Source organism: Streptomyces sp. NPDC031274, from assembly GCF_055570235.1.
The window spans coordinates 327,230-351,465 of the sequence record NZ_JBVIHP010000004.1; the positions used below are offsets into that span (position 1 = coordinate 327,230).

At 70.4% G+C, this 24,236-nt stretch carries 22 protein-coding genes; 13 read left to right on the plus strand and 9 right to left on the minus strand.

Annotated features, from left to right (window positions below; translation table 11 throughout):
- Positions 1–37 precede the first annotated feature (37 nt).
- The 4 genes from hisG (at position 38) to ACZ5CR_RS09740 (ending at position 4,034) form a co-directional block, all read left to right on the plus strand.
- Entirely contained in the window at positions 38–886 is an 849-nt protein-coding gene (gene hisG / locus ACZ5CR_RS09725) for an ATP phosphoribosyltransferase (protein ID WP_468855407.1), read from the plus strand.
- Between the two features lie 23 nt (positions 887–909).
- Positions 910–1,365, plus strand: a complete 456-nt coding sequence (locus ACZ5CR_RS09730; RefSeq protein WP_468855410.1) for a PH domain-containing protein — start codon at positions 910–912, stop codon at positions 1,363–1,365.
- 198 nt (positions 1,366–1,563) lie between these two features.
- Positions 1,564–2,970 (plus strand): hemolysin family protein, encoded by a 1,407-nt coding sequence (locus ACZ5CR_RS09735; protein ID WP_468855413.1) that lies wholly within the window; start codon positions 1,564–1,566, stop codon positions 2,968–2,970.
- Positions 2,967–4,034 carry a hemolysin family protein gene (locus tag ACZ5CR_RS09740; protein WP_468855415.1) on the plus strand — a complete coding sequence of 356 codons (1,068 nt, stop codon included), beginning with the start codon at positions 2,967–2,969 and terminating at the stop codon, positions 4,032–4,034. The genes ACZ5CR_RS09735 and ACZ5CR_RS09740 overlap by 4 nt, the downstream gene beginning before the upstream one ends.
- Positions 4,035–4,053: 19 nt before the next feature.
- Here ACZ5CR_RS09740 and ACZ5CR_RS09745 read toward each other — a convergent pair whose 3' ends face one another.
- Together ACZ5CR_RS09745 and ACZ5CR_RS09750 are read right to left on the minus strand one after the other, a co-directional pair.
- Positions 4,054–5,922: an AAA family ATPase gene (locus ACZ5CR_RS09745; RefSeq protein WP_468855417.1), complete on the minus strand. Its 1,869-nt coding sequence runs from the start codon at positions 5,920–5,922 to the stop codon at positions 4,054–4,056.
- Positions 5,923–6,355: 433 nt separating this feature from the next.
- Positions 6,356–7,000, minus strand: coding sequence for a uridine kinase family protein (locus tag ACZ5CR_RS09750; RefSeq protein ID WP_468855533.1), 645 nt, complete (start codon positions 6,998–7,000; stop codon positions 6,356–6,358).
- A gap of 226 nt (positions 7,001–7,226) precedes the next feature.
- Here ACZ5CR_RS09750 and ACZ5CR_RS09755 point away from each other — a divergent pair, with 226 nt between their 5' ends.
- Positions 7,227–8,591, plus strand: coding sequence for a peptidase C39 family protein (locus ACZ5CR_RS09755; protein ID WP_468855419.1), 1,365 nt, complete (start codon positions 7,227–7,229; stop codon positions 8,589–8,591).
- 57 nt (positions 8,592–8,648) lie between these two features.
- Here ACZ5CR_RS09755 and ACZ5CR_RS09760 read toward each other — a convergent pair whose 3' ends face one another.
- Positions 8,649–8,822 carry a hypothetical protein gene (locus ACZ5CR_RS09760; protein ID WP_468855420.1) on the minus strand — a complete coding sequence of 58 codons (174 nt, stop codon included), beginning with the start codon at positions 8,820–8,822 and terminating at the stop codon, positions 8,649–8,651.
- 118 nt (positions 8,823–8,940) lie between these two features.
- Positions 8,941–10,443 (minus strand): M1 family metallopeptidase, encoded by a 1,503-nt coding sequence (locus tag ACZ5CR_RS09765; protein WP_468855421.1) that lies wholly within the window; start codon positions 10,441–10,443, stop codon positions 8,941–8,943.
- 242 nt (positions 10,444–10,685) lie between these two features.
- Between ACZ5CR_RS09765 and ACZ5CR_RS09770 the strand changes: the two genes are divergently transcribed.
- Entirely contained in the window at positions 10,686–10,841 is a 156-nt protein-coding gene (locus tag ACZ5CR_RS09770) for an SCO1431 family membrane protein (protein WP_468855422.1), read from the plus strand.
- On the opposite strand, the gene ACZ5CR_RS09775 is transcribed toward ACZ5CR_RS09770, so the two are convergent.
- Genes ACZ5CR_RS09775 through ACZ5CR_RS09785 form a run of 3 tightly spaced genes read right to left on the minus strand, consistent with a single transcriptional unit; the run spans position 10,819 to position 13,384 of the window.
- Complete coding sequence (locus ACZ5CR_RS09775; RefSeq protein WP_468855424.1) at positions 10,819–11,748, minus strand: hypothetical protein; 930 nt, start codon at positions 11,746–11,748, stop codon at positions 10,819–10,821. The two genes, ACZ5CR_RS09770 and ACZ5CR_RS09775, sit on opposite strands and share 23 nt — an antisense overlap.
- Positions 11,745–12,779 carry a DUF6114 domain-containing protein gene (locus ACZ5CR_RS09780; protein WP_468855426.1) on the minus strand — a complete coding sequence of 345 codons (1,035 nt, stop codon included), beginning with the start codon at positions 12,777–12,779 and terminating at the stop codon, positions 11,745–11,747. The genes ACZ5CR_RS09775 and ACZ5CR_RS09780 overlap by 4 nt, the downstream gene beginning before the upstream one ends.
- Positions 12,770–13,384, minus strand: a complete 615-nt coding sequence (locus ACZ5CR_RS09785; protein WP_468855429.1) for a DUF6230 family protein — start codon at positions 13,382–13,384, stop codon at positions 12,770–12,772. Before ACZ5CR_RS09785 ends, ACZ5CR_RS09780 begins: the two co-directional genes overlap by 10 nt.
- Positions 13,385–13,517: 133 nt before the next feature.
- Here ACZ5CR_RS09785 and ACZ5CR_RS09790 point away from each other — a divergent pair, with 133 nt between their 5' ends.
- On the plus strand, positions 13,518–14,180 hold the full coding sequence (locus ACZ5CR_RS09790; RefSeq protein WP_468855431.1) for a TetR/AcrR family transcriptional regulator: 663 nt from the start codon (positions 13,518–13,520) through the stop codon (positions 14,178–14,180).
- Between the two features lie 51 nt (positions 14,181–14,231).
- Here the strand turns inward: ACZ5CR_RS09790 and ACZ5CR_RS09795 are convergent, their stop codons facing one another.
- Complete coding sequence (locus tag ACZ5CR_RS09795) at positions 14,232–15,524, minus strand: glycoside hydrolase family 18 protein (protein WP_468855433.1); 1,293 nt, start codon at positions 15,522–15,524, stop codon at positions 14,232–14,234.
- A gap of 377 nt (positions 15,525–15,901) precedes the next feature.
- On the opposite strand from ACZ5CR_RS09795, the gene ACZ5CR_RS09800 reads away from it, so the two are divergent.
- From ACZ5CR_RS09800 to ACZ5CR_RS09810, 3 genes are all read left to right on the plus strand, one after another.
- Entirely contained in the window at positions 15,902–17,077 is a 1,176-nt protein-coding gene (locus tag ACZ5CR_RS09800; protein WP_468855435.1) for an acyl-CoA dehydrogenase family protein, read from the plus strand.
- A gap of 579 nt (positions 17,078–17,656) precedes the next feature.
- A complete protein-coding gene (locus tag ACZ5CR_RS09805) occupies positions 17,657–18,784 on the plus strand; it encodes an Rv3169 family protein (RefSeq protein WP_468855437.1) in 1,128 nt (375 codons plus the stop codon).
- Positions 18,785–18,797: 13 nt separating this feature from the next.
- Positions 18,798–19,898 (plus strand): phosphotransferase family protein, encoded by a 1,101-nt coding sequence (locus tag ACZ5CR_RS09810; RefSeq protein WP_468855438.1) that lies wholly within the window; start codon positions 18,798–18,800, stop codon positions 19,896–19,898.
- A 3-nt stretch (positions 19,899–19,901) separates the two neighbouring features.
- Here the strand turns inward: ACZ5CR_RS09810 and ACZ5CR_RS09815 are convergent, their stop codons facing one another.
- Positions 19,902–20,345 carry a hypothetical protein gene (locus tag ACZ5CR_RS09815; RefSeq protein ID WP_468855439.1) on the minus strand — a complete coding sequence of 148 codons (444 nt, stop codon included), beginning with the start codon at positions 20,343–20,345 and terminating at the stop codon, positions 19,902–19,904.
- A gap of 199 nt (positions 20,346–20,544) precedes the next feature.
- On the opposite strand from ACZ5CR_RS09815, the gene ACZ5CR_RS09820 reads away from it, so the two are divergent.
- From ACZ5CR_RS09820 to ACZ5CR_RS09830, 3 genes are all read left to right on the plus strand, one after another.
- Positions 20,545–20,985 carry an Lrp/AsnC family transcriptional regulator gene (locus ACZ5CR_RS09820; protein WP_389914637.1) on the plus strand — a complete coding sequence of 147 codons (441 nt, stop codon included), beginning with the start codon at positions 20,545–20,547 and terminating at the stop codon, positions 20,983–20,985.
- Positions 20,986–21,042: 57 nt separating this feature from the next.
- A complete protein-coding gene (locus ACZ5CR_RS09825) occupies positions 21,043–22,686 on the plus strand; it encodes an amidohydrolase (RefSeq protein ID WP_468855442.1) in 1,644 nt (547 codons plus the stop codon).
- A 490-nt stretch (positions 22,687–23,176) separates the two neighbouring features.
- Positions 23,177–24,184 carry a polyprenol monophosphomannose synthase gene (locus ACZ5CR_RS09830; protein WP_468855444.1) on the plus strand — a complete coding sequence of 336 codons (1,008 nt, stop codon included), beginning with the start codon at positions 23,177–23,179 and terminating at the stop codon, positions 24,182–24,184.
- Positions 24,185–24,236 lie beyond the last annotated feature (52 nt).

Consider the following 24,236-nt stretch of genomic DNA (forward strand, 5'->3'; position numbering starts at 1 on the left):
TACCCCAACTCCCCTCAACGCGAAGGAATCCGTCCTCATGCTGCGCATCGCCGTCCCGAACAAGGGTTCACTGTCCGGACCTGCGTCGGCGATGCTCCATGAGGCCGGATACCAGCAGCGCAAGGAGTCCAAGGAGCTCGTCCTCGTCGACCCGGACAACGAAGTCGAGTTCTTCTACCTCCGGCCCAAGGACATCGCGATCTATGTCTCGGCCGGCAAGCTCGACATCGGCATCACCGGCCAGGACCTCCTGATCGACTCCGGCGCGAACGCCGAGACGATCCTGCCGCTCGGCTTCGCACGCTCCACCTTCCGCTTCGCCGGGAAGCCCGGCGTCGCGAACACCATCGCGGACCTCGCGGGCAAGACCGTCGCCACCTCGTACGAGGGCATCGTCGCCAAGCACCTCGCGGACAGCGGCGTCGACGCCTCCGTGGTCCACCTGGACGGCGCCGTCGAGACCGCCATCGAGCTGGGCGTCGCCCAGGTCATCGCGGACGTCGTGGAGACCGGCACCTCGCTGCGCAACGCGGGCCTCGAAGTGTTCGGCGAGCCGATCATGAAGTCCGAGGCGGTCGTCATCCGGCGCACCGGCGCGGACACCGACGACCCGAAGGTGCAGCAGTTCCTGCGCCGCCTGCAGGGCGTCCTGGTCGCCCGGGCGTACGTGATGATGGACTACGACTGCCGTGCCGAGCACCTGGAGCAGGCCGTCGCCCTCACCCCGGGCCTCGAGTCGCCGACGATCTCGCCCCTGCACAACGAGGGCTGGGTCGCCGTCCGCTCCATGGTCCCGGCCAAGGAGGCCCAGCGGATCATGGACGACCTGTACGCCATCGGGGCGCGGGCCATCCTGACCACGGCCATCCACGCCTGCCGCCTCTGATGACCCGGCAGGAGACCCCGGCGATGACAGACCAGACCGACCAGACCGACACCCCCGCCCTGCCCGTCACCTTCCGGCCCGGCCGGACCAGGGCCGTGCTGCTCATCGCGGGCGCCGCGATCCTCGTGGTCCTCACGGTGATCTCCCAGCTCATCCCGGGCCTCAGCACGGGGGAGCGGATCAGCTTCATCTTCACCGGGGCGCTGCTCTTCGGTGTGCTCGCGCTCCTGAGCAGGCCCAAGGTCGTCGCCGAGGAATCCGGTGTGACGGTCGTCAACATCGCGACCAGTAGGCGCCTCGACTGGGCCGAGATCGTGCAGGTCAACCTGCGCCCGGGCGACCCGTGGGTGTTCCTCAACCTCAGTGACGGCACCAGCCTCCCCGTCATGGGCATCCAGCCGGGCATCGCCAAGCAGCGGGCCATCAGCGACGCCCGTGCGCTGCGTGCCCTCGCCGAGGCCCGCGCCCCGCAGGGCTGACGTTTATGGCCGGGTCTTGATTAATCTGGTGGCGGGGCACGCATGGTGTGCCGCCCCGCCTCTGTCGGGCCCGCCCGGTCCACAGGGGCTCCTGCTACCCGAGGAGTGACTCCCTCCGGCGATGGACGGTTCGTCCTGTAGTACATGCGCCGCCCCCTCCCGACACACCGGGACAGGTCAGACCAGGGAGGCGGCGGCATGACCACCTCCCTGCTGCTTCTCGGGGCGGCATTCCTGCTGATTCTCGCCAACGGCTTCTTCGTGGCCGCCGAGTTCGGGCTCGTCACCGTCGAGCGCCCGGACGCCGAGAAGGCCGCCGCCGACGGCGACCGACGGGCCCGTACGGTCGTCGGCGCCCTCAAGGAGCTGTCCTTCCAGCTCTCCGGCACCCAGCTCGGCATCACCATCACCTCACTCGTGGTCGGCATGCTCGCCGAACCGGCCCTCGCGCATCTGCTCGCGGGCCCCTTCACGGCGACCGGCCTTCCCAAAGGCGCCGTACCGGGCGTCTCCGTGGTTGTCGGCATGCTCCTCGCGTCCGCCGTGCAGATGGTGATCGGCGAGCTGGTCCCGAAGAACTGGGCGGTCTCCAAGCCGCTCCAGGTCGCGCGGTTCGTCGCGGGCCCGCAGCATGTGTTCTCGCGCCTCTTCAGGCCCGTGATCTCCCTCCTGAACACCACGGCCAACCGGCTCGTCCGGCTGTTCGGCGTCGAGCCCGCCGATGAGCTGGCCTCGGCCCGCACCCCCGGCGAACTGGTCTCACTCGCCCGGCACTCGGCGCAGGCGGGCACCCTCGAACAGGACACCGCGGAGCTGTTCGTCCGCACGCTCTCCCTCGGCGAGCTGACCGCGCAGCACGTCATGACCCCGCGGGTGAAGGTCAGCGCGCTGCAGACGTCGGCGACCGCCGAGGACGTGGTGAACCTGACCCGCGCCACCGGGCTCTCGCGTTTCCCCGTCTACCGCGAGCGCATCGACGAGATCGTCGGCATGGTGCACCTCAAGGACGCCCTCGCGGTCCCCGCCCACGAGCGCCTGAGAGCGCCCGTGAGCCGCATCGCCCAGACGCCGCTCCTGGTCCCGGAGACCCTGCCCGTGCGGCAGCTCCTGGAGCGGCTGCGCAGCCAGCAGCCGATAGCCGTCGTCGTCGACGAGTACGGCGGCACCGCAGGCGTGGTCACCCTGGAGGACATCGTCGAGGAGCTCGTCGGCGAGGTCCGTGACGAGCACGACCTCCTCGACCTGCCCGAACTCGCCGTGGCGCCGGCCGAGGACGGCCGACCCGCGTGGGACGCCGACGGCAGCTGCCGCGTCGACACACTCCAGCGGATAGGACTCGACGTCCCCGAGGGGCCCTACGAGACCGTGGCCGGACTCGTCGCCGATCTGCTCGGCCGCATCCCCGTCCCCGGCGACCGGGCCGAACTCCCGGGCTGGCGGCTCGCGGTGCGCCAGGTGGACCACTACCGCGCCGAGCGGGTACGGCTCGTACGGGCCCCGCAAGCCACGGATGACCCACAAGCCACGGACAACCGACAAGCCACGGATGCCCCGCAAGCCACAGAGGCCACAGAGGCCATGAGCGTGGCGGAGGCCGCCCGATGAGTCTGCTCCAACTCCTGCTCGCCCTCCTCCTCGTCCTCGCCAACGGCTTCTTCGTGGGGGCCGAGTTCGCGCTCGTCTCCGTGCGCCGCAGCCAGATCGAGCCGCTCGGCACCAAGCGGGCCCGCCAGGTCCTCTACGGCCTCGAACACCTGCCGCAGATGATGGCGGCCGCCCAGTTCGGCATCACCATGTGCTCGTTGACGCTCGGCGCGGTCGCCGAGCCCACCGTCGCGCATCTCCTGGAGCCCGTCTTCGAGGCGGCGCACATCCCCGAGGGGGCGATCCATCCGCTCGGGTACGCCATCGCGCTCGCCGTGGTGGTCTTCCTCCACCTCGTCGTCGGCGAGATGGTCCCCAAGAACCTCGCGATGGCCGCCCCGGAGAAGACCGCGCTCTGGTTCAGCCCCGGCCTCGTCGCCTTCGCCCGCCTCTGCCGTCCGGTCACGGTGGCGCTCGGGGCGTGCGCACGGCTCGTCCTGAAGCTCTTCGGGGTCGAGCCCAAGGACGAGGTCGAGGCCGTCTTCACCAGCGAGCAGCTCAACCGGCTCGTCGGCGACTCGGGCCAGGCGGGACTGCTCGAACCCGAGGAGCAGGAGCGCCTTGAGGACGCCCTGGAGCTGGGCTCGCGCCCGGTGACGGACGTGCTGCTCGACCGGGCGTCCCTGGTCACCGTGGGCGCGTCGGTCACCCCCGAGCAGGTCATCGAGCTCACCGGGCGCACCGGCTTCTCCCGTTTCCCGGTGCGCGCGGAGAACGGCGCCTTCATGGGCTACCTGCACGTGAAGGACGTACTTGACCTCGAAGAGACGGACCGCGCGGTGCCGCAGCAGGTCTGGCGCGCGATGACGACGCTGCGCGCCGAACTCCCCCTGGACGACGCCCTGACGGTGATGCGCCGCGCCGCGACGCATCTGGCGCAGGTCGCCGACGCGTCGGGCAAGGTGCTCGGCCTCGTCGCCCTCGAGGACGTACTGGAGCTCCTGGTCGGCGAGGTCCGCGACCCGGCGCACCGGATCTCGGCGCCCCGGAAGCCCGAGAAGACCAGGGACGGCGCCCTGGTGTGAGCGGCCGGGGCGGGGAGCCTCAGACCCTCGGCGGGTCCTGCGGCCCCCGCCCCGACAGCACCTCGCCGTACGCCTGCATCAGGTCCGGGAGCCGCAGAGTCGACAAGTCGTCACGGCTCGGATCGCCGGGATAGCCGGTGAGCCGCAGGTCGCGGTAGGCGCAGCTCTTCTCGTAGAGCGTGCGCAGGAAGCGGCCGTTGCCGAGCTCGTCGATCCACGCCTGGTCGACGACATGCCCACTGATGGAACGCAGCTCGTCAAGGGCCTCCTCGTCCCACACGTCGCCGTTCTCGTCGGCCAGGACCTCGCCGATGGAGGTGAGCTCCAGGGGGCGATACGAGGGGAAGTCCACGCGGGTCGTGAAGCGTGACGACAGTCCGGGGTTGGCGGCAAGGAGACGGTCCATGCCCTCGGGGTAGCCCGCGAGGATCACCACCAGGTGGTCGCGGTTGTCCTCGGCGCGCTTGAGCAGCACCTGGAGGGCCTCGTCGCCGTACGCGTCGCCCTTGCCGTAGCCCGAGTTGGAGAGGGAGTACGCCTCGTCGACGAAGAGGACGCCGCCGATCGCCGAGTCGATCAGCTCATTGGCCTTCACGGCGGTCTGGCCCAGGTACTCGCCGACCAGGTCCGCGCGCTGCGCCTCCACCAGATGGTCGCCGCCGAGCAGGCCCAGGGCGTAGAACGCCCTTCCCAGGATCCGGGCCACCGTGGTCTTGCCGGTGCCGGAGGGGCCGGAGAAAACGAAGTGTCGTTTCGGCGGTTGTACGGGCAACCCCTGCGCGGCCCGCAGACGAGCCATGTTCAGCTGTGCGGAGAGCGCCTTGACCTGGCGCTTCACCGGTTCGAGGCCGACCATCCCCTCCAGTTCGGCCAGGGCGGCCTCCAGGAGCGCGGGATCGGTGGGGCCCGGCGGCAGCCGCGGTCCTGGCTGGACGGGGATCACGGCCTTCTCGCGCACGGAGTCGGACTCGGAGGGGCCGCCTCCCGCGGGCAGGTCGGGCTCGGTGACCTTCAGATCACGGCCTTCGGTGCCGAAGAGCGGATCGATCCCGTCGGGTCCCTCCATCGCGTCCTGCCCGAAGCCGGTCAGGGCGATCGCCGCCAGGTCGGTGACCTCGTCGTACCCGTCGCCCTCCGAGATCGCGGCGAGCCGCGCGGAGGTGTCCATGAAGGAGGGATCGACGCGGTGCACCGCGCGGTAGAGCGGCAGGGCCGCAGCCGAGCGGCCCGTGCCCTCGTGCGCGCGGGCGAGCCAGTAGCGCAGTTCCTTGCGCTGCGGCTGCTCGCTGCGACAGCGCATCAGCGCGGCGGACAGGAGCGGCTCGGCCTGGCCGTACATCTCCAGGCGTACGCGGGCCATGCCGCCGAAGAGGCCGGCCTCGATGCCCAGCATCGCGTCGTCGATCAGCGAGTCCGTGTGCCGGACCAACTGTTCCCAGTCCTTGACCAGGTAGGAGCGGCAGGCGTGCAGGAACCGCACCTGCGGATCCGCGTCGACCGGCGGCAGACCGGCCAACGCCCGGTCGAGCTCAGGGACGTGGCGTCCGTCCAGCCAGTGCGAGGCGTGCGCGAGCAGCAGATCGCGCGTGCTCTCCAGGACGGGCTGGACCCACCAGCCGAGCCAGTACCAGGAGTTGAGCGTGCGCCCGTGCCGGGTGCGCTGTTCCCCGAACCTGTCCCGGTGCTGGAACATCCGGAGCAGCGCCGTCGTCGTGTCGATGCGCAGCGCGTGCAGTCCGAGCCAGCCGTCGGCCATCCCCGGATCCATCCGCACCGCCGCCCGGAACTCCTCCTCCGCCTGCGGATAGGCGCCCATCGTGTAGGCGTCGACGCCCCTCAGCCAGGCGAGGTCGGCCGGGGCGGGTGAGCCCACCGCGTCGAAGTCCATCACGTCCCCCACAAACCGTGCCCCCGTTTGTGTACCGCCGGACCGGTGTCCGTCGGCAACTTCGCTGAACCGCCGTGCTGCGGACGGACGTTGAACCGGTGCGCAGAGCAGCCGTCCGTAAGTCGCACCGAAAGGCATCGTACCTGCGAGGGAGTGCTCGGCCGTAGGGTGCCGCACTGCGGGATCGGGCAGGTGAGGGGGGACCTCGTCGTCACCGAGGGTGAGCAAAAGACGGCTCACGGCGCCCGGAATGTGGGGCCGGAGGGCAGAACGAAGCCCCCGATCACGGGGGAACAACCGGGGGCTTCGAGTCTGCGGGCGGTCTCGAAAGGCCGCACATTGAGAACGTAAGTCCTGTAAGGGCCCTCGGTCAAGCCGAGTTGAGGCACTCATGGAAACTCGCCAGAACTTCCGGAAGTCGCTTTCCGCAGGTTCAGCACACTGCCTCTGGTCCCTCACTCTGTGTGACGGACTGACGCTGTGTATCCGTCTCATTCGGGCCCTGTAGCACCTCATATCCCTTGCGGCACTGTCGCACCAAAGACTGAGCAAAAGGTCGTGAAGGGTCTTCCGCGAAGTGCCGGCGCTCCGCGGGTTCCCATCCGTCCCAGAAGTCGCTCTGGACCGCCCCGTCCCGATGGCGCCCCCGTCCCCAGGCCTCTTCGCGGGGCAACTCCATCCACAGCAGCCGCGCGAGGAACGGGCGCAACGCGCGGCGGCCCGCGCCGACGCCCTCGATGAGGACCACGGGCGCGGGCGGCAGGGTGCGGGTCGCGGGTCCGAAGCGGCGAGCGTGCCAGTCGTACGTCTCATAGCGCGCCGCTTCGCCGCGCGAGAGCGGCAGGATGACCTGCTGTCTCATCCGGTCCGTCCAGCCGAACAGCTCGTCGTGGCTCGCGATGTCGTCGAGCCGCAGGACGGGCGCGCCGCCCAGGGCCTCGGCGAGGCGGTCGGCGAAGGTCGACTTGCCGGAGCCCGCGTGTCCGTCCACGGCGACGAGGCGGACGGGGCCGCAGGAGGGCGGCAGGCGCAGCAGGTCCTCGGCGACACGGGGCAGGGGAGTGGCGTGTGCGGTCATCGCGTCCAGCGTACGGGCGCGGCGCATCCAGCGTACGGGTGCGGAATTGTCCATTCCGCGCGCCATCCCTGCTCACGCCAGTGGTCGAGGCCAATATTGGCGGACGCGGTGGTGGTCACAGCGCTGGCAGAAGTCGGCGTGGAGCAGCCATAGTTGGCCTACCGCCGTGCATCTGACCTGCCCCTTCCGGATCCGTCCGGAACCCACGTCGACTGGGGGTCCCGCCATGGACCGAGCTGATGACATGTCCCGCAGAACCGTCCTCTCCGCTGCCGCGGCCGTGGCAGCGGTGGCCGCCACGGTGAGCCCCGCGCTCGCCGCGGGCGGCCGCCAAGGCGCCGCGCGCGCGAAACGGCCGGTGAGCAACCGCTTCTGGGTCTCGCACGCCGACTGGAGCGCGGGTACCGCGAACGGCACCCGTGCCGTGTCCGGCGCCCGCCCCGGCGTGGAGATCGCCGAGGCGGCGGGCCGCACCGACTACGCCGATCCGCACACCGGCAAGACCGCCACCTGGGAGTACGCCCAGTGGACCTCGCCCGTGCACCGTCCGGACGTCCCCGCCACGGAGGTCGTCGCCTCCTGGAACGCCCGCACGCCCACCGGGACGTGGCTCCAGGTGGAGCTCCAGGGAACGTACTCGGACAAGGCGAAGACTCCCTGGTACGTCCTCGGCCGCTGGACCTCGGGCGACGACTTGGAGAAGGACATCCGCCGCACGTCGGTCGACGGCCAGAGCGACAACAAGTCGAGCATCTGGACGGACACCTTCTCCATCAACGACACGACGACGGGCCTGCGCCTGGCCTCGTACCGCCTGCGCCTGACCCTGTACCGCAAGCCGGACGCCACGGTGACCCCCACCGTGTGGCGGCTCGGCGCGATGGCGTCCGCCGTCCCCGACCGCTTCACCGTCCCGGCGTCCAAGCCGAAGCTCACCAAGGAGCTGAAGGTCCCGCGCTACTCCCAGGAGACCCACGCCGGGCAGTATCCGGAGTACGACAACGGCGGCGAGGCCTGGTGCAGTCCCACCTCCTCGCAGATGATCATCGAGTCCTGGGGCCGCAAACCGACCCCCGCCGACCTCGCCTGGGTCGACCCGTCCTACGCCGACCCCCAGGTGTGCCACGCGGCCCGCTACACCTTCGACTACCAGTACGAGGGCTGCGGCAACTGGCCCTTCAACGCGGCCTACGCGTCGACGTACAAGGACCTCCAGGGCGTCGTCACCCGCCTCACCTCACTCACCGAACTGGAGTCACTGATCGCCGCGGGCATCCCGGCCATAACGTCCCAGTCGTTCCTCAAGGAGGAGCTGACGGGCGCCGGTTACGGCACGGCGGGCCACCTGATGACGGTGATCGGGTTCACGTCGAAGGGAGACGTGATCGCCAACGATCCGGCGTCGCCCAGCAACACGGCGGTGCGCCGGGTCTACAAGCGGCGCGAGTGGGAGAACATCTGGCTCAGGACCAAGCGCAAGAACGCCGCGGGCAAGGTCGTCTCCGGGACGGGTGGCGTCTGCTACCTGTACTTCCCGGTGAAGCTCTCCGCCAAGCAGAAGGCGGCGCTGGCCGACGTGGGGATTCACTGACGGGAACGCCGATGGCCCCTTCCCACGTGGGAAGGGGCCATCGAGTGATCAGCGGGGCTACTTGCCCTCGGGTGCGCCCCGCCGGAGTCGGGCCGCCTTCTCGTCCACCTCGTTCTGGGGTGTGCCCGCCTTCACGACGATCACCGCGTGAGAGCCGTCGGGCAGCGTTGCCTCGCGCATCTCCGTCCCCAGCAACTCGGGGCGTTTTTGCTCCTGCTCGTCGTCCGTCATAAGACCTCCCAGCTCGACGAGGCACCACCGTACCCGTGGAGCAGCCGCGGATTCCGCCGCACAAGCGTCCGAGCGCGTACTTCACACGAACGCCGCCGCCGGATGGCGGGCAGCCGCCTCAGCTCTGGACCGGGTCCACCACCCAGTCCGGGTGACCCGGCATGGGCGGTGTCTTCGAGCCGTACAGCCAGGGACGCAGGAAGCCGTCCAGGTCCTGGCCGGAGACCTTCGACGCCAGGGTCATGTACTGCTGGGTGCTCGCGGTCTTCCCGCGGAAGCCGGTCACCCATGCCCGCTCGATCTTCTGGAACGTGGCGTCGCCGACCCGCTCCCGCAGGGCGTACAGGACCAGGGCCGAGCCGTCGTAGCGCATGCGCTTGAAGAGGTTCGGTTCGGTCGGCTCGGCGGGGGCGCCGTAGTCGTGGCGCCACTGGTCGTGGGCCGCGTAGGCGGTCTTCATGGCGGCTTCGAAGCTGTCGCCGCCGTGCTCCTGCGAGTACATCCGCTCGTAGAAGCGGGCGTGACCTTCGCTCACCCAGAGGTCGGACCAGCTCTTCAGGGCGACGCTGTCGCCGAACCACTGGTGGGTCAGCTCGTGCACCATGTTCCGCTCGGCGTCGACCTTCGTGCCCAGAAGGTCGGCCTTCGGGATGAGCGAGAGCGTCTGCGTCTCCAGGGCGACACCCAGGTCCGTGTCGCCGACCAGGAGGCCGTAGCGGTTGAAGGGGTAGGGGCCGAGCTTCTCCTGGAGCCAGGCGAGATGGTCCGGGGTCAGTTTGCGGTACTCGGCCGTCGGCTCGACCAGCGCGTCAGGGACGACGTCCCGCAGCGGCAGACCGCCCGGGCCCTTGCCCTCGACCAGCTGGAACTTGCCGACCGCCATCTGCACCAGCTGCGTGGAAAGGGGCTGTTCGGAGTCGTACGTCCAGCGCACCCGGTCACCCGGGCGTTCCGAACGGTCGACCAGCTTGCCGTTCGCGACCGCCGTCCGGTCCTTCGGCGTGGTGATGCGGAAGGTGATCGGCGCCCGCTGGCTGGGGTGGTCGTTCGCCGGGAAGATCAGCCGCGCTCCGTTCGGCTGGGGATAGACCACCGTGCCGTCGGCGGTGGGTATCCAGCCGTAGTCCTCGATGGCGTCGTCGCGGTGCCGCGTCTGTGTCGGGTCGGCGGTGTACGTGACCTTGGCCGTGAACGTACGGCCCTTGGCGAGGGGGGACTTGGGCGTGACCGTCAGCTCGTCCCCGGCGCGGGACGTGCGCGCGGTCGTGCCGTCGATCTTCACGCCGTGCAGGGTGTTGCCCCCGAAGTCCAGGTTGAACTGGGAGAGCGACTGCGTGGCGGTGGCCTTGATCGTCGCCGTCGCCTCGAACGGCGTCTTCGGGGCCTGCCAGTCGAAGTCCAGGGTGTAGTGGTCGACGCGGTACCCGCCGTTCCCGTCCAGCGGGAACATCGGGTCGCCCAGGCCGGGTGCGCCGGGCGTGGGTGCCCCGGATCCAGAGGGTGCCGAGGACGCGGACGGAGCGGCCTGCGACACCGTGCCGGTCAGGGCCGCGGTCACGGTGACGGCGGCCGCGAGGGCGATCCGTGCTCTGGGGCGGTGCGTCCGGTACGTGCTGCTCATCGGGAACCTTTCGGTCAGAAGGTCGCGCGAACGAGTCGGCGGGGGTGCGCCTGGGGGTGTGCCCCCGCCGCAGTTAGTGAGACGCACGACCCAGGGCCCGAGTTGTACGGGATCCGGCGGGTAAGTGACCAACCTCTCTCCCGCGACCGCGGAATCCGATGGCAAGGTGGATGGGTCAGTGGGGGGAGTCCACCGCCGGACGTCGCGTCGAGAGGCGTGACGCATACGTATCGAGTGATGCCATGACCGCTGCCACAGCCACCGCCACCGCACGGACCCGCGCGACCACGCGCACCGGCGGCCCCGAGGAAGACGGCCCGAAGGTCCTTGAGCACGTCCTCGGCTGGACGCTCGTCGTCGTCCTCGCCATGCTCGTCACGCAGACCGGTCTGTTGTGACCCAGGTCTCAGGATCTTCTCGGGTGTCGCGGTCCGGGGCCGGATCGAGGTCCGCCCGCCAGTGCCGGTGCGGCACACCCACCAGGCCGTAGAGCCATCGCACGGGCGAGCGCCGCGACAGCAGCGCGAGCCCCGCGAGGACCGCGAACAGCGGCAGGCCGAGCCACCCGCCCAGGAGCCGTACCAGGACGTTGGCGATCAGTGCCCCGACGAACGGCAGGCCGTAGACCCCGGCCGCCGCGATGGCGATCGCCAGGAACCGGTGCACCTTGCGGTCCTCGTCCGCACCGGGCAGCGACCAGCCCTCCATCAGCCAGCCGATCTCCGTGAACAGCATCGTGCCGATCACGGCCGCGCCGAAGAGGAGCAGGGCGAGGAACGTCCCTGACGTCAGGAAGTCCAGTACGTGGTTGACCACGCTGTCCTGCCGCCAGCCGGCGAAGTCCCGTGCCGACGGGGAGAGGAACCGCTCGTACCCCCTGCCGTCCCAGCCGTGGATCAGGGTTCCGAAGAGCAGGAAGTACCCGCCCACGCACTGGAGATACGCCCAGTAGCCCGCCCCGACCAGGACGAGCCCCTGCGCCACCAGGAACCCGAGGATCGCGGCCACGGGGATGCCGCCCGCGTAGAAGAGCACGAACCCCGCCCACACCCCGTCGTGCCCGTCCGCGACGTGCATCGTCGCCCACGCGGGGTTCTGCCAGAGCAGGAACAGCCCCGTCGGCACCATCAGGACCGCCGCGAACAGCGTGGTGAGCGCCAGATAGGGATGGGCGGCGCGACTGCGCGTCCGCGGCCCCTCGCCCGCGTTGATCCGCTCCCACACCTGCAACTGCCGGCCCGCCGAGAGAGCGAACGTCGCGCCGATCGCGTACGCCCAGAAGAGGGCGGCCTGGATCTGGATCATGCCGATGCCTTCAGGGTGAGTCCGCCCGCCACGATCGAGTCCGATGTGACCAGGGCCTGTTCGGCCTGTACGTCGGTCATGAAGACGAACGGCGGCACGACGGGCGGCACCGGCAGTCTGTCGGGGGTGAAGGTCAGGCAGAGCAGGCCTTCCAGGCAGCCCTTGAACTTCGTCAGGTAGAGCGTGACGGAGCCGCTCAGGTCCAAGGTGTCGGCGTCCAGGGCGAGTTCATCGCTCCCGTCGCGCGTCGTGAGCCGGTAGTCGGTGAGCGATGCGGCCTTCATCCGCAGCACCATGACCTTCAACGGCCCGTCGGCCGTGGGGATCTCGCGTACGCCTGCCAGCAGGAAACCCTGCGGCGAGAAGAGCGTGGTGGTGACCGTCGGCGGGGTCCGCGCCGCCACGATCGCGTCGCCGGGCTCCGCACGCGCCGGAGTGCCATCCCACAGCGTCGCCCCGATGATGACCACCGGAAGCAGCACACCGAGCGTGCGTACGCCCTGCCCGTCCCGCACCTTGGGCCGCTCAGGGTCCTCGTTCGTGTCCTCGCCTGTCTCCTGGGGCATCGGCGTCCAGCCGAAGCCCATCGCACTGCCCACGATGCCGAGCACCATGCCCACCAGGAACCCGCCCAGATTCGTGGCGGCGAACGAGAGCACCGACAGGATCAGGGCGTTGACGCTCACATAGTGATGGGCGTGCGGCAGGAGCCACAGGAAGATCCCGGCGGCGATCAGGGCGAGCCCGATGCCGATCGCCGCGAGTCCGCCGAGCCCCAGGCTGACCAGGACCGTCAGCGGCGACAGCGGCACGAGGAGCAGCTCGGCGCCGCCCAGGACGAGCAGAAGACCGCCCCAGAACGGCCGGGTGCGCCGCCACCCGCGCAGCACCCGGCGTGCTTCCGGCAGGGGCAGGCGCTCGTCGAGCCAGCCGCCGCCGTCCCTGCGCCACGCGCCGATGCCGAATCCGGCCGCGGTTCCGGTTGCGGTTCTGGCTGCGGTTTTGGCTCTTCGGCCGCCGGTCAGAAGCATTTCTTGCCGCCGACGCTGACGTCGAGCTTCATGCCCTTGAGCCGGAAGTTCCCGCCGGTCGCCGACCAGGCGTGGGACTTCACCCCGGAGACGGTGATGTCCCCGGCCTGGAGTCCGAACTTCCCCTTCTCGCCCTTGACTCCGGACACCTCGTCGAGGGTCGAGGCGTCCCGGCCGATCTCGGCGGTGCCGAAGCGGGCGTCGCCCTGGAGGTCCTCGCCGTCGATGATGAGACTGCTCGCGGTGACCTCGCCCGCCGAGCCGCCCGCGGTCAGCTTGAACACCACGGTGCCCACCGGGGTCTTGACCTCGGCCGCCTGGCAGATGTCGGAGAGGGTCGCGTCACCGATTCCGAGGAGCGCCACGGGGTGCCCCTTGCCGTCGATGTCCCGGTCGGTCTGTACGTAGGAGGACAGGCCCTGGCTTGTGAGCTTGCCGGATGACACCTGGAAGCTGGTGCCGGAGACGGCGAAGGAGGCGGCGAGCGCGCCCTCGGCCATCACGGAGGCCATCGCGCCGACGGCCAGAACGGCCGGCAGGGCCACGACGGCCGTCTTCTTCCAGGAGGTTCTGCCTTCGCGCGAAGGGGTGCGCGCTGCGCTCATGAGTCTTCTCCCGTACGTCGGTCCACGTGCGTAGGGGGAGTGCGTGAGAGAGCGCCCAAGGACGCAGAACCGGCAGGTGGCGTGCTTCTGCCATACTGCGGATACCCGAGGCAGTTGGAGACTAGGGCCGAAATTGAATAATAGTCAACAGTGCGGCGCCGACCGTCCCGTGGACGCCCGCCCGCAGGCGCGCGGCACCGATCGCTCCGTGGCGCGCCGCGCCGAACTCATCACCATCGGGCGGAAGTTGTTCGCCGACACGTCCTACGACGCACTCTCGATGGACGACATCGCCAAACAGGCGTGCGTCGCCAAGGGGCTGATCTACTACTACTTCAAGTCCAAGCGCGGCTACTACCTCGCGATCATCGAGGACTCGGTCGCGGAACTGGTCGCGCGCGCCGGACGCCACGACGACCTGCCGCCCGTGGAGCGGGTGCACAGCACCATCGACGGCTATCTGCGCTACGCCGAACACCATCAGGCGGCGTACCGCACCATCGTCAGCGGCGGTGTCGGCTTCGACGCCGAGGTGCAGGCCATCCGCGACGGTGTGCGCGCGGCCCTGATCGGGGCGATCGCCGACGGCGCGTACGGCCGCCGCGACATCCCGGACCTCGCACGCACGGCACTGCTCGGCTGGCTGTGCAGTGTGGAGGGCGTCACGCTCGACTGGATCGGCGTGCGGGGCCTCGCGCGCGAGACGGTCTGCGACCTGCTCGTGCGGACCCTGGGCGACACCCTGCGCGTCATCGAGGAGTTCGAGCCGTCGTTCCCCGCCCCGCCGCGGCCATGAGGAAGGGGCGGGAGCCATCCGGCTCCCGCCCCGATCACCCTGCGCGGCAGATCAGTTGATGGCCTTGATCAGCTCGCCGTTCGCCGTGTCGCCGCTGAGCTCCCAGAAGAAGGTGCCGCCCAGGCCCGCCTGGTTCTTGTAGTCCATCTTCCCCGCGATGGTCGCCGGGGTGTCATAGCTCCACCAGTCGTTCCCGCAGTGCGCGTACGCGGTCCCGCCGACCGTGCCGTTGGCCGGGCACTTGGCCTTGAGATCCTTGTAGTCGTCGATGCCCGCCTCGTACTTGCCCGCGGCGGCCCCGGTCGCGGTGCCGCCGGGCTCCTTCTGCGTGACACCCGTCCAGCCGCGGCCGTAGAAACCGATGCCGAGCAGCAGCTTGTCGGACGGGACGCCGAGACCCTGGAGCTTCTTGATCGTGGAGTCCGTGTTCCAGGTCGCCTTGGGCGCGCCTTCGTACGCCTTCAGCGGTGAGTGCGGGGCGGTCGGGCCCTTCGCGTCCCAGGCGCCGAAGTAGTCGTACGTCATCGGGTTGTACCAGTCGACGTACTGGGCGGCGCCCGCGTAGTCGGCGGCGTCGATCTTGCCGCCCTCCTCGGCGTCGGCCGGGATGGCCGCGGTGACGAGGTTGTCGCCGCCGAACTTCGAACGCACCGCGGACATCAGGTCCTTGTACGCGGCGCGCCCGCTGGTGTCGCACGTCAGACCGCAGGCGTTGGGGTACTCCCAGTCGATGTCGATGCCGTCGAAGACATCGGCCCACTTGGAGTTCTCGACCAGGTCGTAGCAGGACTGGGCGAACGCGGCCGGGTTCTTGGCGGCCTCGGTGAAGCCGCCGGACCAGGTCCAGCCGCCGAAGGACCACAGGACCTTGAGGTCGGGGTGGAGCTTCTTGAGCTTGCGCAGCTGGTTGAAGTTGCCGCGCAGGTCCTGGTCCCAGGTGTCGGCGACGCCGTCCACGGACTGGTCGGCGGTGTACGCCTTGTCGGTCGCCGCGTAGGCGTCGCCCGTCGTGCACTTGCCGCCCTGGACGTTGCCGAAGGCGTAGTTGATGTGCGTGAGCTTGTCGGCCGAGCCGGACGTCTCGATGTTCTTGACGTGGTAATTCCGGTCGTAGACACCCCATTCGGTGAAGTACCCGACGACCTTGGAACCGGCTGCGGCCTTCGCACCGGTTGCGGCCTTGGAACCGACAGCGGCCTGCGAGCTCGCGGCCTTGACGGATCCGTTGTCGGGCCCCGCAGCGGCGGTGCCCGCTCCGGCGAGCAGACCTCCGCCGAGCACGGCGCAACACGCGGTGGCGATGAGCGCCCGGAAGGGGGCGCGGGGAAGGTGCGGTCTGAGCATCGTTTCTCCTCGTGGGGGGAGAGGGCGCATGGGGGGACATGGTGCTGTTGACCTGCGGGTGCCAGCCGACGTCAGTGAACGTTGAATTGGCATGAACGCGGTAAAGCGCTCGGCTGGACTCTAGGAGGACTAGACCAGTGGGGTCAATGGTTCGGACCAATTCCGCGCCCCTCTTGCGGACGTCGGCTATCTTTTGAGTAAGCGGTCGTTAACTAGTGACTGGCAGCCCCCGATCGGGCATACTCAACGCGCCAGAGCCGCTGGTCACAGCGCCTTCCGCGACCCGGAAGGGCACCACTGGCCGGGCCGTGAGACACGGTGGCGCCCGCACTACCCCGCGGGTCCGCCGCAGTGCCGAAAGGGAGGATGCGAGCGCCATGCCTGAGCGAACGTTGCAGCAGCCGGTGGACCGTCAGCTGCCCACAGACGAGGCGCGAGACCTGTTCTCGCTCGTCCGTGATCTCGTCCAGCGGGAGATAGCCCCCCGCGCGGCCGAGGAGGAGGAGGCCGGGCACTTCCCGCGCGAGGTCTTCACCCTCCTCTCCGATTCCGGACTGCTCGGACTTCCGTACGCGAGTGAGTTCGGCGGCGGCGACCAGCCGTACGAGGTCTATCTCCAGGTCCTTGAGGAGCTCGCCGCCGCCCGGCTCACCGTCGGCCTCGGCGTCAGCGTCCACTCCCTGTCCTGCCACGCGCTCGCGGGCTACGGCACCAAGGAGCAGCAGGCCGAGCACCTGCCCGCGATGCTCGGCGGCGGACTGCTCGGGGCGTACTGCCTCTCCGAGCCCGCGTCCGGCTCGGACGCCGCGTCCCTGCGGACGAAGGCCGTCCGTGACGGCGACGACTGGGTGATCAGCGGCACGAAGGCCTGGATCACGCACGGCGGAGTCGCCGACTTCTGCACCGTCCTTGCCCGCACCGGCGGCGAAGGCGCCCGCGGCATCTCCGCGTTCCTCGTGCCGGGCGACGCCGAGGGCCTGAACGCGGCGCAGCCGGAGAAGAAGATGGGCATGAAGGGCTCACCCACCGCCCAGATCCACTTCGACGGGGTGCGGGTGTCCGACGCCCGCCGCATCGGGGAGGAGGGACAGGGCTTCGCGATCGCGCTCTCCGCGCTCGACTCGGGGCGGCTCGGCATCGCGGCCTGTGCCGTCGGAGTGGCCCAGGCGGCGCTCGACGAGGCGCTTCGATACGCCACCGAGCGGCGGCAGTTCGGGCGGCCGATCGCGGACTTCCAGGGCCTTCGGTTCATGCTCGCGGACATGGCGACGCAGATCGAGGCGGGGCGGGCGCTCTATCTCTCCGCGGCGCGGTTGCGCGACGCGGGCCGGCCGTTCTCCAAGCAGGCGGCCATGGCGAAACTGCTGTGCACGGACGCCGCGATGAAGGTCACGACGGACGCCGTGCAGGTGCTCGGCGGCTATGGCTACACCGCGGACTTCCCGGTGGAGCGCTTGATGCGCGAGGCCAAGGTGCTGCAGATCGTCGAGGGCACCAATCAGATCCAGCGGATGGTCATCGCCCGTCACCTCGCGGGTCCCGAAACGCGTTGAACTGACCGAGCCTGACCGGGGGCGCCGCGAGCCTCGCCCACTCCGGGTCGTGGCGGCCCGGCAGGGTCTTGCCGCGCTCGGCCCAGTTGCGGATGAGGGCGCGGTAGATCGGCGGGTCCTGGGGGTGCGGCTGTTGGGACTGCGGGTGCTGCTGGGGCGGTTGATGGTGTTGCGGCGGATGGGGATGCTGCGGCGGTTGAGGATTCTGGGGAACCGATTCTTCGGCGGCCGGGGGAACCGTCAGGAGGGTGCGCCTGCGTCGGCCGGTCGGCGGGTGCGCCATGGGCATCGGCGTGGGGGTGGTCATATGCGGCCAACGCGCCCCGCGGGGGACAGGTCACCGCCCGTCGGATTCGAGCGTCAGTTCGCGGCACGCCCGGGGCGCCCCGCGTCACCCGGCATCCGCGCCATGCGTGCGACCCTCCGCGTGCGCGCGATCCGCGCGCGCCCGCGGCCCGGTGGACGCGGACCGGCACGTCTCTGGCTCCGTCAGGCAGTCTGACGTACCGTCAACTCCTTGTCGGGGCAGTGGAATTCGCCCCGCGTTCGCGAACTGCCGTGCGCCCAGGGAGGCTGACCGTGGCAGACGACCGTCCCGTCCCGCTCGACGAGTACCCGATCCATCAGGTGCCGCTGTCCATGAAGCAGGTCGCGACGGGCGACCGCAACGCCTACGACCGCTGCATCTTCCACCTCTTCGACCACGAGGGGCGCTCCCTCCTCATCCTCGGGCTCGGCGTCTACCCGAACGTGGGTGTGATCGACGCGTACGCCACTCTGCGCAGAGGCGACACACTCCATGCCGTGCGCGCGTCGGACGCGCTCGGCGACGACCGGATGAACCTCTCGGTGGGCCCGCTGACCATCACCGTCGAGGAACCGCTGCGGCGGTTGCGCCTGAGGTGCGCCGCCGATCCCGACGACCCCGCGTCGCTCTCGTACGACATCACGTGGACCGCGGACTTCCCTGCCCTCTGGGAGCCGCACCACATTCAGCGGCGCGGCGACCGGCTCTCCCTCGAAGGGCGTCGCTTCGTCCAGGCGGGTGGCTGCTCCGGTGTGATCCGGGTCGGCGGCGAGGACATAACGGTGACGGCGGGGCAGTGGACCGCGACCCGCGATCGCAGTTGGGGCGTGCGGCCGATCCTCGGGGAGGAACGCGGGCGCCTGGAGGAGGAGTTCGGCACCGAGGGCTTCCACTGGATCTGGAGCCCGGTGCGCTTCGACGACCGCTTCCTGATGGTCATCGCCCAGGAGGACGCGGACGGCCACCGGTCCCTCAACGAGGCGACACTCGTCCGGCATGGCGTGCGTGACCGCCAACTCGGCTGGCCCCAGACCGACATCACCTACCGCCCCGGCACCCGCCACCCCGAGCGCGCCGTCATCCACCTCACCGACCCCGACGACCGCAAGCCCGTGGAGCTCGGCGTCGAAGTACTCGCCTCCCTGCCGCTCGCCGTGGGCGCGGGCTATCCGCCGGCCGACGACTGGCAGCACGGCACCTGGCAGGGGCGTGGCTGGACCGACCGCCGCGACTACGACCTGTCCGACCCCGCGGCGCACCCGAGGGCCGCGTACGGGGTCATCGACCATGCCGCCCGCTTCACGCTCAACGGGCGTACGGGGTACGGCATTTTCGAGCACGGCAGCTTCGGCCGCCACGACCCGAGCGGCTTCACCGGCTTCGAATCGGTCGCGCCCTGAGAGGAGTCCCGCGATGCCGACAGCACCCCGTCAGCCCCGCCCCCGCACCACCACCCGCGACCCGGAGGAGCTCGCCCGCAGGCTCACGGCCTGGCTCGGCGCGCGACTGCCCGGCGCCAAGGCCACCGGCGTACGGGTCCCCGAGTCCAACGGCATGTCGAGCGAGACCCTCCTGTTCGACATCGAACACCCGCAACCACCCCTGAGAGCATGCGCGTTGCGCGTCGCCGCCGACCCGGCCGCGTACACGATCTTCCCGGTCTACGACCTGCCGCGCCAGCACCGCACGATGCGACTCGTCGCCGAGCACACCGACCTGCCCGTGCCGCGCGTGCTGTGGCTCGAGGAGGATCCGGAGCCGCTCGGCGCGCCCTTCTTCGTCATGGAACGAGTCGAGGGGCGCGTACCGCCGGACGTCATGCCCTATACGTACGAGGGGAATTGGCTCCACGCGGCGAGCGACGCCGAACGCGCTCACCTGGAAGAAACCTCGATCCGCCTGATCGCACACCTCCACGACCAAGCGCCCGTCGCGGAGGCCGAGTTCCTCACCCTGCCCGGTGAAGGCAGCCCGCTGCGCCGCCACGTCACCGCCCAACGCGCCTACTACGACTGGGTGGTCGAGGGGTTGCCCCGTTCACCCCTCATCGAGAGCGCCTTCGAGCGCCTTGAGGAGTGGTGGCCGGACGACGAGGGCGGGACCGTACTCAACTGGGGCGACGCACGCATCGGGAACGTCATCTACGACGGCTTCGACCCCGCGGCCGTACTGGACTGGGAGATGGCGGCGCTCGCACCCCGCGAGGTCGACCTCGGCTGGATGGTCTACCTGCACCGCTTCTTCCAGGACCTGACGGTGAGCTTCGGGCAGGAGGGCCTGCCCGGCTTCCTGCGCCGCGACCTCATCGAGGAGCGCTACGCACGGCTCACGGGCCACACACCGCGGTCCATGGACTTCCACACGCTGTACGCGGCGCTGCGGCACGCCGTCGTCATGCTGCGCGTCGCCTACCGCCAGGTGCACTTCGGCGAGGCCGCGATCCCCGAGCATCCGGACACGCTGATCCTGCACCACGCCAGCCTGGCGGCCATGGTGCAGGGCAGCTACTGGTAGGCGTCAGGCCGCGGAGCGCCGGTCCTGCTCGGGCACGCGACGCGGGCGCGAGCTCTGGCCGCCGACGTGCGAGAAGGGCTGGGTGCGCCAGTCGAGTCCCTGAGGGAGCGTCAACAGCAGCGCCGTGTCCTGCTCCTGAGCCTCCATCGACTCGTCCGCGGGCTCCGCCTCGGCCGCGGCGCGGCCCGTGCCCGCACACACCGTGAGGCCGAACGGGTTCCACCGGGTGGCGCACAGCGCGTGCTCGGGCAGGACGTCCTCGTCGGCGAGGAGCGCGATCGGCTGCGCGCAGTCCGGGCACGTCACCCGGTACATCTCGAAGGTGTCGTACGCGTCGAACTCGGATTCAACCGGTTCGACGCCCTCCGATACGAGTGCCGACGCGGATTCATCGGAGCGCTGCTGCTTACTGCGGGCAGAGCGACCGGGGCGCTTCAAGTTCTGCATGGGATTCTCCCCCTTGGGTGGGCCGAGAAGGCGCTGCGGCCTCGACCACAGCAAGCACTTCCCGTCCCGTCGTAGAGGTAATCGTGGCATCCCTTTGGACACGGTCACAGGTATGTGGCGTTCGTCACATGCCCGGAGAAGATGCCGCCGTCGTGCCAACAGGTATCCGGAGGGATCAAGAGCCCTGTAGGTTCAGCGCATGGAGGAGCTGGACCGACAGATCGTGCAGCTGCTCGTCAAGGACGGGCGGATGAGCTACACCGACCTGGGCAAGGCCACGGGCCTGTCCACATCGGCCGTGCACCAGCGTGTGCGCCGCCTGGAGCAGCGCGGTGTCGTGCGCGGCTATGCCGCGGTCGTGGACCCGGAGGCCGTCGGCCTGCCGCTCACGGCGTTCATCTCGGTGAAGCCGTTCGACCCCAGCGCGCCCGACGACATCGCCGAACGCCTCGCGGGCGTCCCGGAGATCGAGGCGTGCCACAGCGTGGCGGGCGAAGAGAACTACATCCTCAAGGTGCGCGTCGCGACCCCCCTGGACCTCGAACACCTGCTGAGCCGCCTGCGCGCACTCGCCGGCGTCTCCACCCGGACGACGGTCGTGCTCTCCACTCCGTACGAGGCCAGGCCCCCGCAGGTCTGAGCCGCCCGTGGGCGACCCCTGCGCGGGGCCCGCACAAGGAGGGGCCAAACTGGTCCCATGAGCCTGAGCACCACCCCCCAGAACGGCCCTGAGGGCCACCGCACCGTGCTGCTGCGCGGCGGAGACGTCCACAGCCCCGCCGATCCGTTCGCCACGGCCATGGTCGTCGAACGCGGGCACGTCGCCTGGGTGGGATCCGAGGGCGCGGCCGACGCGTTCGCCGACGGCGTGGACGAGGTCGTCGACCTCGAAGGAGCACTCGTCACCCCTGCGTTCACCGATGCGCACGTGCACACCACGGCGACCGGACTCGCCCTGACGGGACTGGACCTGACGGGTGCCCGCTCCCTCGACGACGCGCTCGCTCTCGTACGCGGACACGCCGCCGCCCGGCCGCACGACCGCGTGCTCCTCGGGCACGGCTGGGACGCCGCCCGCTGGACCGACGGCCGCCCGCCCACGCGCGCGGAGCTGGACGAGGCGACCGGCGGCCGTCCTCTCTACCTCTCCCGCATCGACGTCCACTCGGCCGTCGTCACCACGGCCCTTCTCGACCTCGTCCCCGGCGTCACCGGGCGCACCGGCTTCCACGCGGACGCGCCGCTGACCGCCGACGCCCACCACGCCGTGCGCGCCACCGCCCTCGGCGCCGTCACCCCGCAGCAGCGCACCGAGGCCCAGCGCGCGGCGCTGAAGCACGCCGCGTCCCTCGGTATCGGCTCCGTGCACGAGTGCGCGGGTCCTGAGATCTCCAGCGAGGACGACCTGACGGGTCTGCTTCGTCTCGCCGCCGACGAGGCCGGTCCTCGCGTCGTCGGCTACTGGGCGCAGCAGGGTGAGGAAGGCGTCGCCCGTGCAAAGGAACTGGGGGCCGTCGGGGCGGCGGGTGACCTCTTCGTCGACGGCGCCCTCGGCTCGCACACCGCCTGTCTGCACGAGCCGTACAGCGACTCCGGCCACACCGGCACCGCCTACCTGGACGCCGCCGCCGTCACCGCGCACGTCGTCGCCTGCACCGAGGCAGGGGTCCAGGCGGGTTTCCACGCCATCGGCGACGCCGCGGTGACCTCGGTCGTGGAGGGCGTCCGCGCGGCCGCCGAGAAGGTCGGCCTGGCCCGCGTCCGGGCCGCCAGGCACCGCGTGGAGCACGCCGAGATGCTCACCCCGGAGACGATCGCCGCCTTCGCCGAACTGGGCCTCACCGCCTCCGTGCAGCCCGCCTTCGACGCCCTGTGGGGCGGCGAGGACGGTATGTACGTCCAACGCCTGGGCGCCGAGCGGGCCCGCACCCTCAACCCGTACGCGGCCCTCCTGCGCGCCGGCGTCCCGCTCGCCTTCGGATCCGACAGCCCGGTCACGCCGCTCGACCCCTGGGGCACCGTGCGTGCCGCCGCGTTCCATCAGAACCTCGAACACCGTGTTTCGGTGCGGGCCGCGTTCACCGCCCACACCCGGGGCGGCTGGCGGGCCGTCGGCCGGGACGACGGGGGCGTCCTGGTGCCGGGGGCTCCCGCCGACTACGCCGTCTGGCGTACCCCGGAACTGGTGGTTCAGGCGCCGGACGACCGTGTCGCGCGCTGGTCGACCGACCCGCGCTCCGGAACCCCCGGTCTGCCCGACCTGACCCCCGGCGTCGAACTCCCCGTCTGCCTGCGCACGGTCGTCTTCGGAAAACCGGTCTTCGTAGGGCCGGACGAGTGATGTCCCGGCGGTGCGTACCGCCGATCGCGGTCGGTTGTCGCGTCGCGCGACCTGGGTATCCTCGGCACTGACCTGGCTGTTTTTGGAATCGCCCCAGGTCAAACGGCTATTGACAGAACGCCGCCGTAGGCCGGTAGGTTCGGCCGGGTCCACCAAAGGACGTCCGACCGGAGAATCTCCACGCAAACGTCGAACGCCGCTGGGCCATGGGTGGTGTGCCGCACCGGCGCACCACCACTGGGAGCCAGGTCCAGCGCCCGCGCCGCGGATGCGAGGGAACGTTCCACCGGGTCGGCAGGTGTGACCCGGGTCGGGCCCGGACGCTCAGTAGACAACGGCTTTCGGTCGACCCGCAGCCAGCGGGCCCCAGGTCGGCCCGAAGGGCGCCGGGCCCCGATCCGTAGTACTCCCCCTCAACCACCCGTGCCGTCGTGGCCGTGCGGGAAGCGGCCACTATGGTGGTCCTCTGCGTACGAACGAAGGGGCAGTAGTGAACGACGGCGGTGGGGTCTCCGAAACCGGTGACCAGGGGAGGCAGTTCGGCCCGCTCGGCATGGCCTTGGTGATCATTCCGACCTACAACGAGGCGGAGAACATCCAGTCCATCGTCGGCCGTGTCCGGGTCTCCGTGCCCGAGGCACACATCCTCGTCGCCGACGACAACAGCCCCGACGGCACCGGCAAGATCGCCGATGAGCTCGCGGTCGAGGACGACCACGTCCACGTACTGCACCGCAAGGGCAAGGAAGGCCTCGGCGCGGCCTATCTCGCGGGCTTCCAGTGGGGCCTGGACAACGGCTACGGCGTGGTCGTGGAGATGGACGCCGACGGCTCCCACCAGCCCGAGGAGCTGCCCCGGCTGCTCACCGCGCTCAAGGGCGCCGACCTGGTCCTCGGCTCGCGCTGGGTGCCGGGCGGCCGGATCGTGAACTGGCCCAAGTACCGCCAGCTCATCTCGCGCGGCGGCAGTACGTACTCCCGGATGATGCTCGACGTGCCGATCCGCGACGTCACGGGCGGCTACCGCGCCTTCCGCCGCGAGACCCTCGAAGGCATCGGCCTCAGCGAGGTCGCCTCGCAGGGCTACTGCTTCCAGGTCGACCTGGCCCGCCGGGCGATCAAGTCGGGCTATCACGTCGTCGAGGTGCCGATCACCTTCGTCGAGCGGGAGCTCGGCGACAGCAAGATGAGCCAGGACATCGTCGCCGAGGCGCTGTGGCGCGTCACGGCGTGGGGGGTGGGGGAGCGGGTGGGCCGCGTGGGACGCGCGCTGGGCCGCAAGGACACCGACGCCCTCGGCCGCAAGGATGCCGAGCCGCTGGGCCGCAAGGACGCCGAAGCGCCGATCCGCAAGGATGCCGAGCCGCCGAGCCGCGAGGACACCGAAGCACCGGACCGCAAGGACACCGAAGTGCCGGACCGCAAGGACGCCGAACCGCTGGGCCGCAAGGAGACCGCGGGGGCGCAGGAGCCTCCGAGGGATCCCAAGACCTCCTGACCACCGCTCCGGCGGTCGCTTGTTGATCATTTCCTTACGCCGGTCTGAGCCG

What these genes read in the sequence shown, in the direction of transcription:
- hisG (WP_468855407.1), top strand. Translation starts at nt 38, where the DNA reads ATGCTGCGCATCGCCGTCCCGAACAAGGGTTCACTGTCCGGACCTGCG.
- ACZ5CR_RS09730 (WP_468855410.1), top strand. Translation starts at nt 910, where the DNA reads ATGACAGACCAGACCGACCAGACCGACACCCCCGCCCTGCCCGTCACC.
- ACZ5CR_RS09735 (WP_468855413.1), top strand. Translation starts at nt 1,564, where the DNA reads ATGACCACCTCCCTGCTGCTTCTCGGGGCGGCATTCCTGCTGATTCTC.
- ACZ5CR_RS09740 (WP_468855415.1), top strand. Translation starts at nt 2,967, where the DNA reads ATGAGTCTGCTCCAACTCCTGCTCGCCCTCCTCCTCGTCCTCGCCAAC.
- ACZ5CR_RS09745 (WP_468855417.1), bottom strand. Translation starts at nt 5,922, where the DNA reads ATGGACTTCGACGCGGTGGGCTCACCCGCCCCGGCCGACCTCGCCTGG.
- ACZ5CR_RS09750 (WP_468855533.1), bottom strand. Translation starts at nt 7,000, where the DNA reads ATGACCGCACACGCCACTCCCCTGCCCCGTGTCGCCGAGGACCTGCTG.
- ACZ5CR_RS09755 (WP_468855419.1), top strand. Translation starts at nt 7,227, where the DNA reads ATGGACCGAGCTGATGACATGTCCCGCAGAACCGTCCTCTCCGCTGCC.
- ACZ5CR_RS09760 (WP_468855420.1), bottom strand. Translation starts at nt 8,822, where the DNA reads ATGACGGACGACGAGCAGGAGCAAAAACGCCCCGAGTTGCTGGGGACG.
- ACZ5CR_RS09765 (WP_468855421.1), bottom strand. Translation starts at nt 10,443, where the DNA reads ATGAGCAGCACGTACCGGACGCACCGCCCCAGAGCACGGATCGCCCTC.
- ACZ5CR_RS09770 (WP_468855422.1), top strand. Translation starts at nt 10,686, where the DNA reads ATGACCGCTGCCACAGCCACCGCCACCGCACGGACCCGCGCGACCACG.
- ACZ5CR_RS09775 (WP_468855424.1), bottom strand. Translation starts at nt 11,748, where the DNA reads ATGATCCAGATCCAGGCCGCCCTCTTCTGGGCGTACGCGATCGGCGCG.
- ACZ5CR_RS09780 (WP_468855426.1), bottom strand. Translation starts at nt 12,779, where the DNA reads ATGCTTCTGACCGGCGGCCGAAGAGCCAAAACCGCAGCCAGAACCGCA.
- ACZ5CR_RS09785 (WP_468855429.1), bottom strand. Translation starts at nt 13,384, where the DNA reads ATGAGCGCAGCGCGCACCCCTTCGCGCGAAGGCAGAACCTCCTGGAAG.
- ACZ5CR_RS09795 (WP_468855433.1), bottom strand. Translation starts at nt 15,524, where the DNA reads ATGCTCAGACCGCACCTTCCCCGCGCCCCCTTCCGGGCGCTCATCGCC.
- ACZ5CR_RS09800 (WP_468855435.1), top strand. Translation starts at nt 15,902, where the DNA reads ATGCCTGAGCGAACGTTGCAGCAGCCGGTGGACCGTCAGCTGCCCACA.
- ACZ5CR_RS09810 (WP_468855438.1), top strand. Translation starts at nt 18,798, where the DNA reads ATGCCGACAGCACCCCGTCAGCCCCGCCCCCGCACCACCACCCGCGAC.
- ACZ5CR_RS09815 (WP_468855439.1), bottom strand. Translation starts at nt 20,345, where the DNA reads ATGCAGAACTTGAAGCGCCCCGGTCGCTCTGCCCGCAGTAAGCAGCAG.
- ACZ5CR_RS09820 (WP_389914637.1), top strand. Translation starts at nt 20,545, where the DNA reads ATGGAGGAGCTGGACCGACAGATCGTGCAGCTGCTCGTCAAGGACGGG.
- ACZ5CR_RS09825 (WP_468855442.1), top strand. Translation starts at nt 21,043, where the DNA reads ATGAGCCTGAGCACCACCCCCCAGAACGGCCCTGAGGGCCACCGCACC.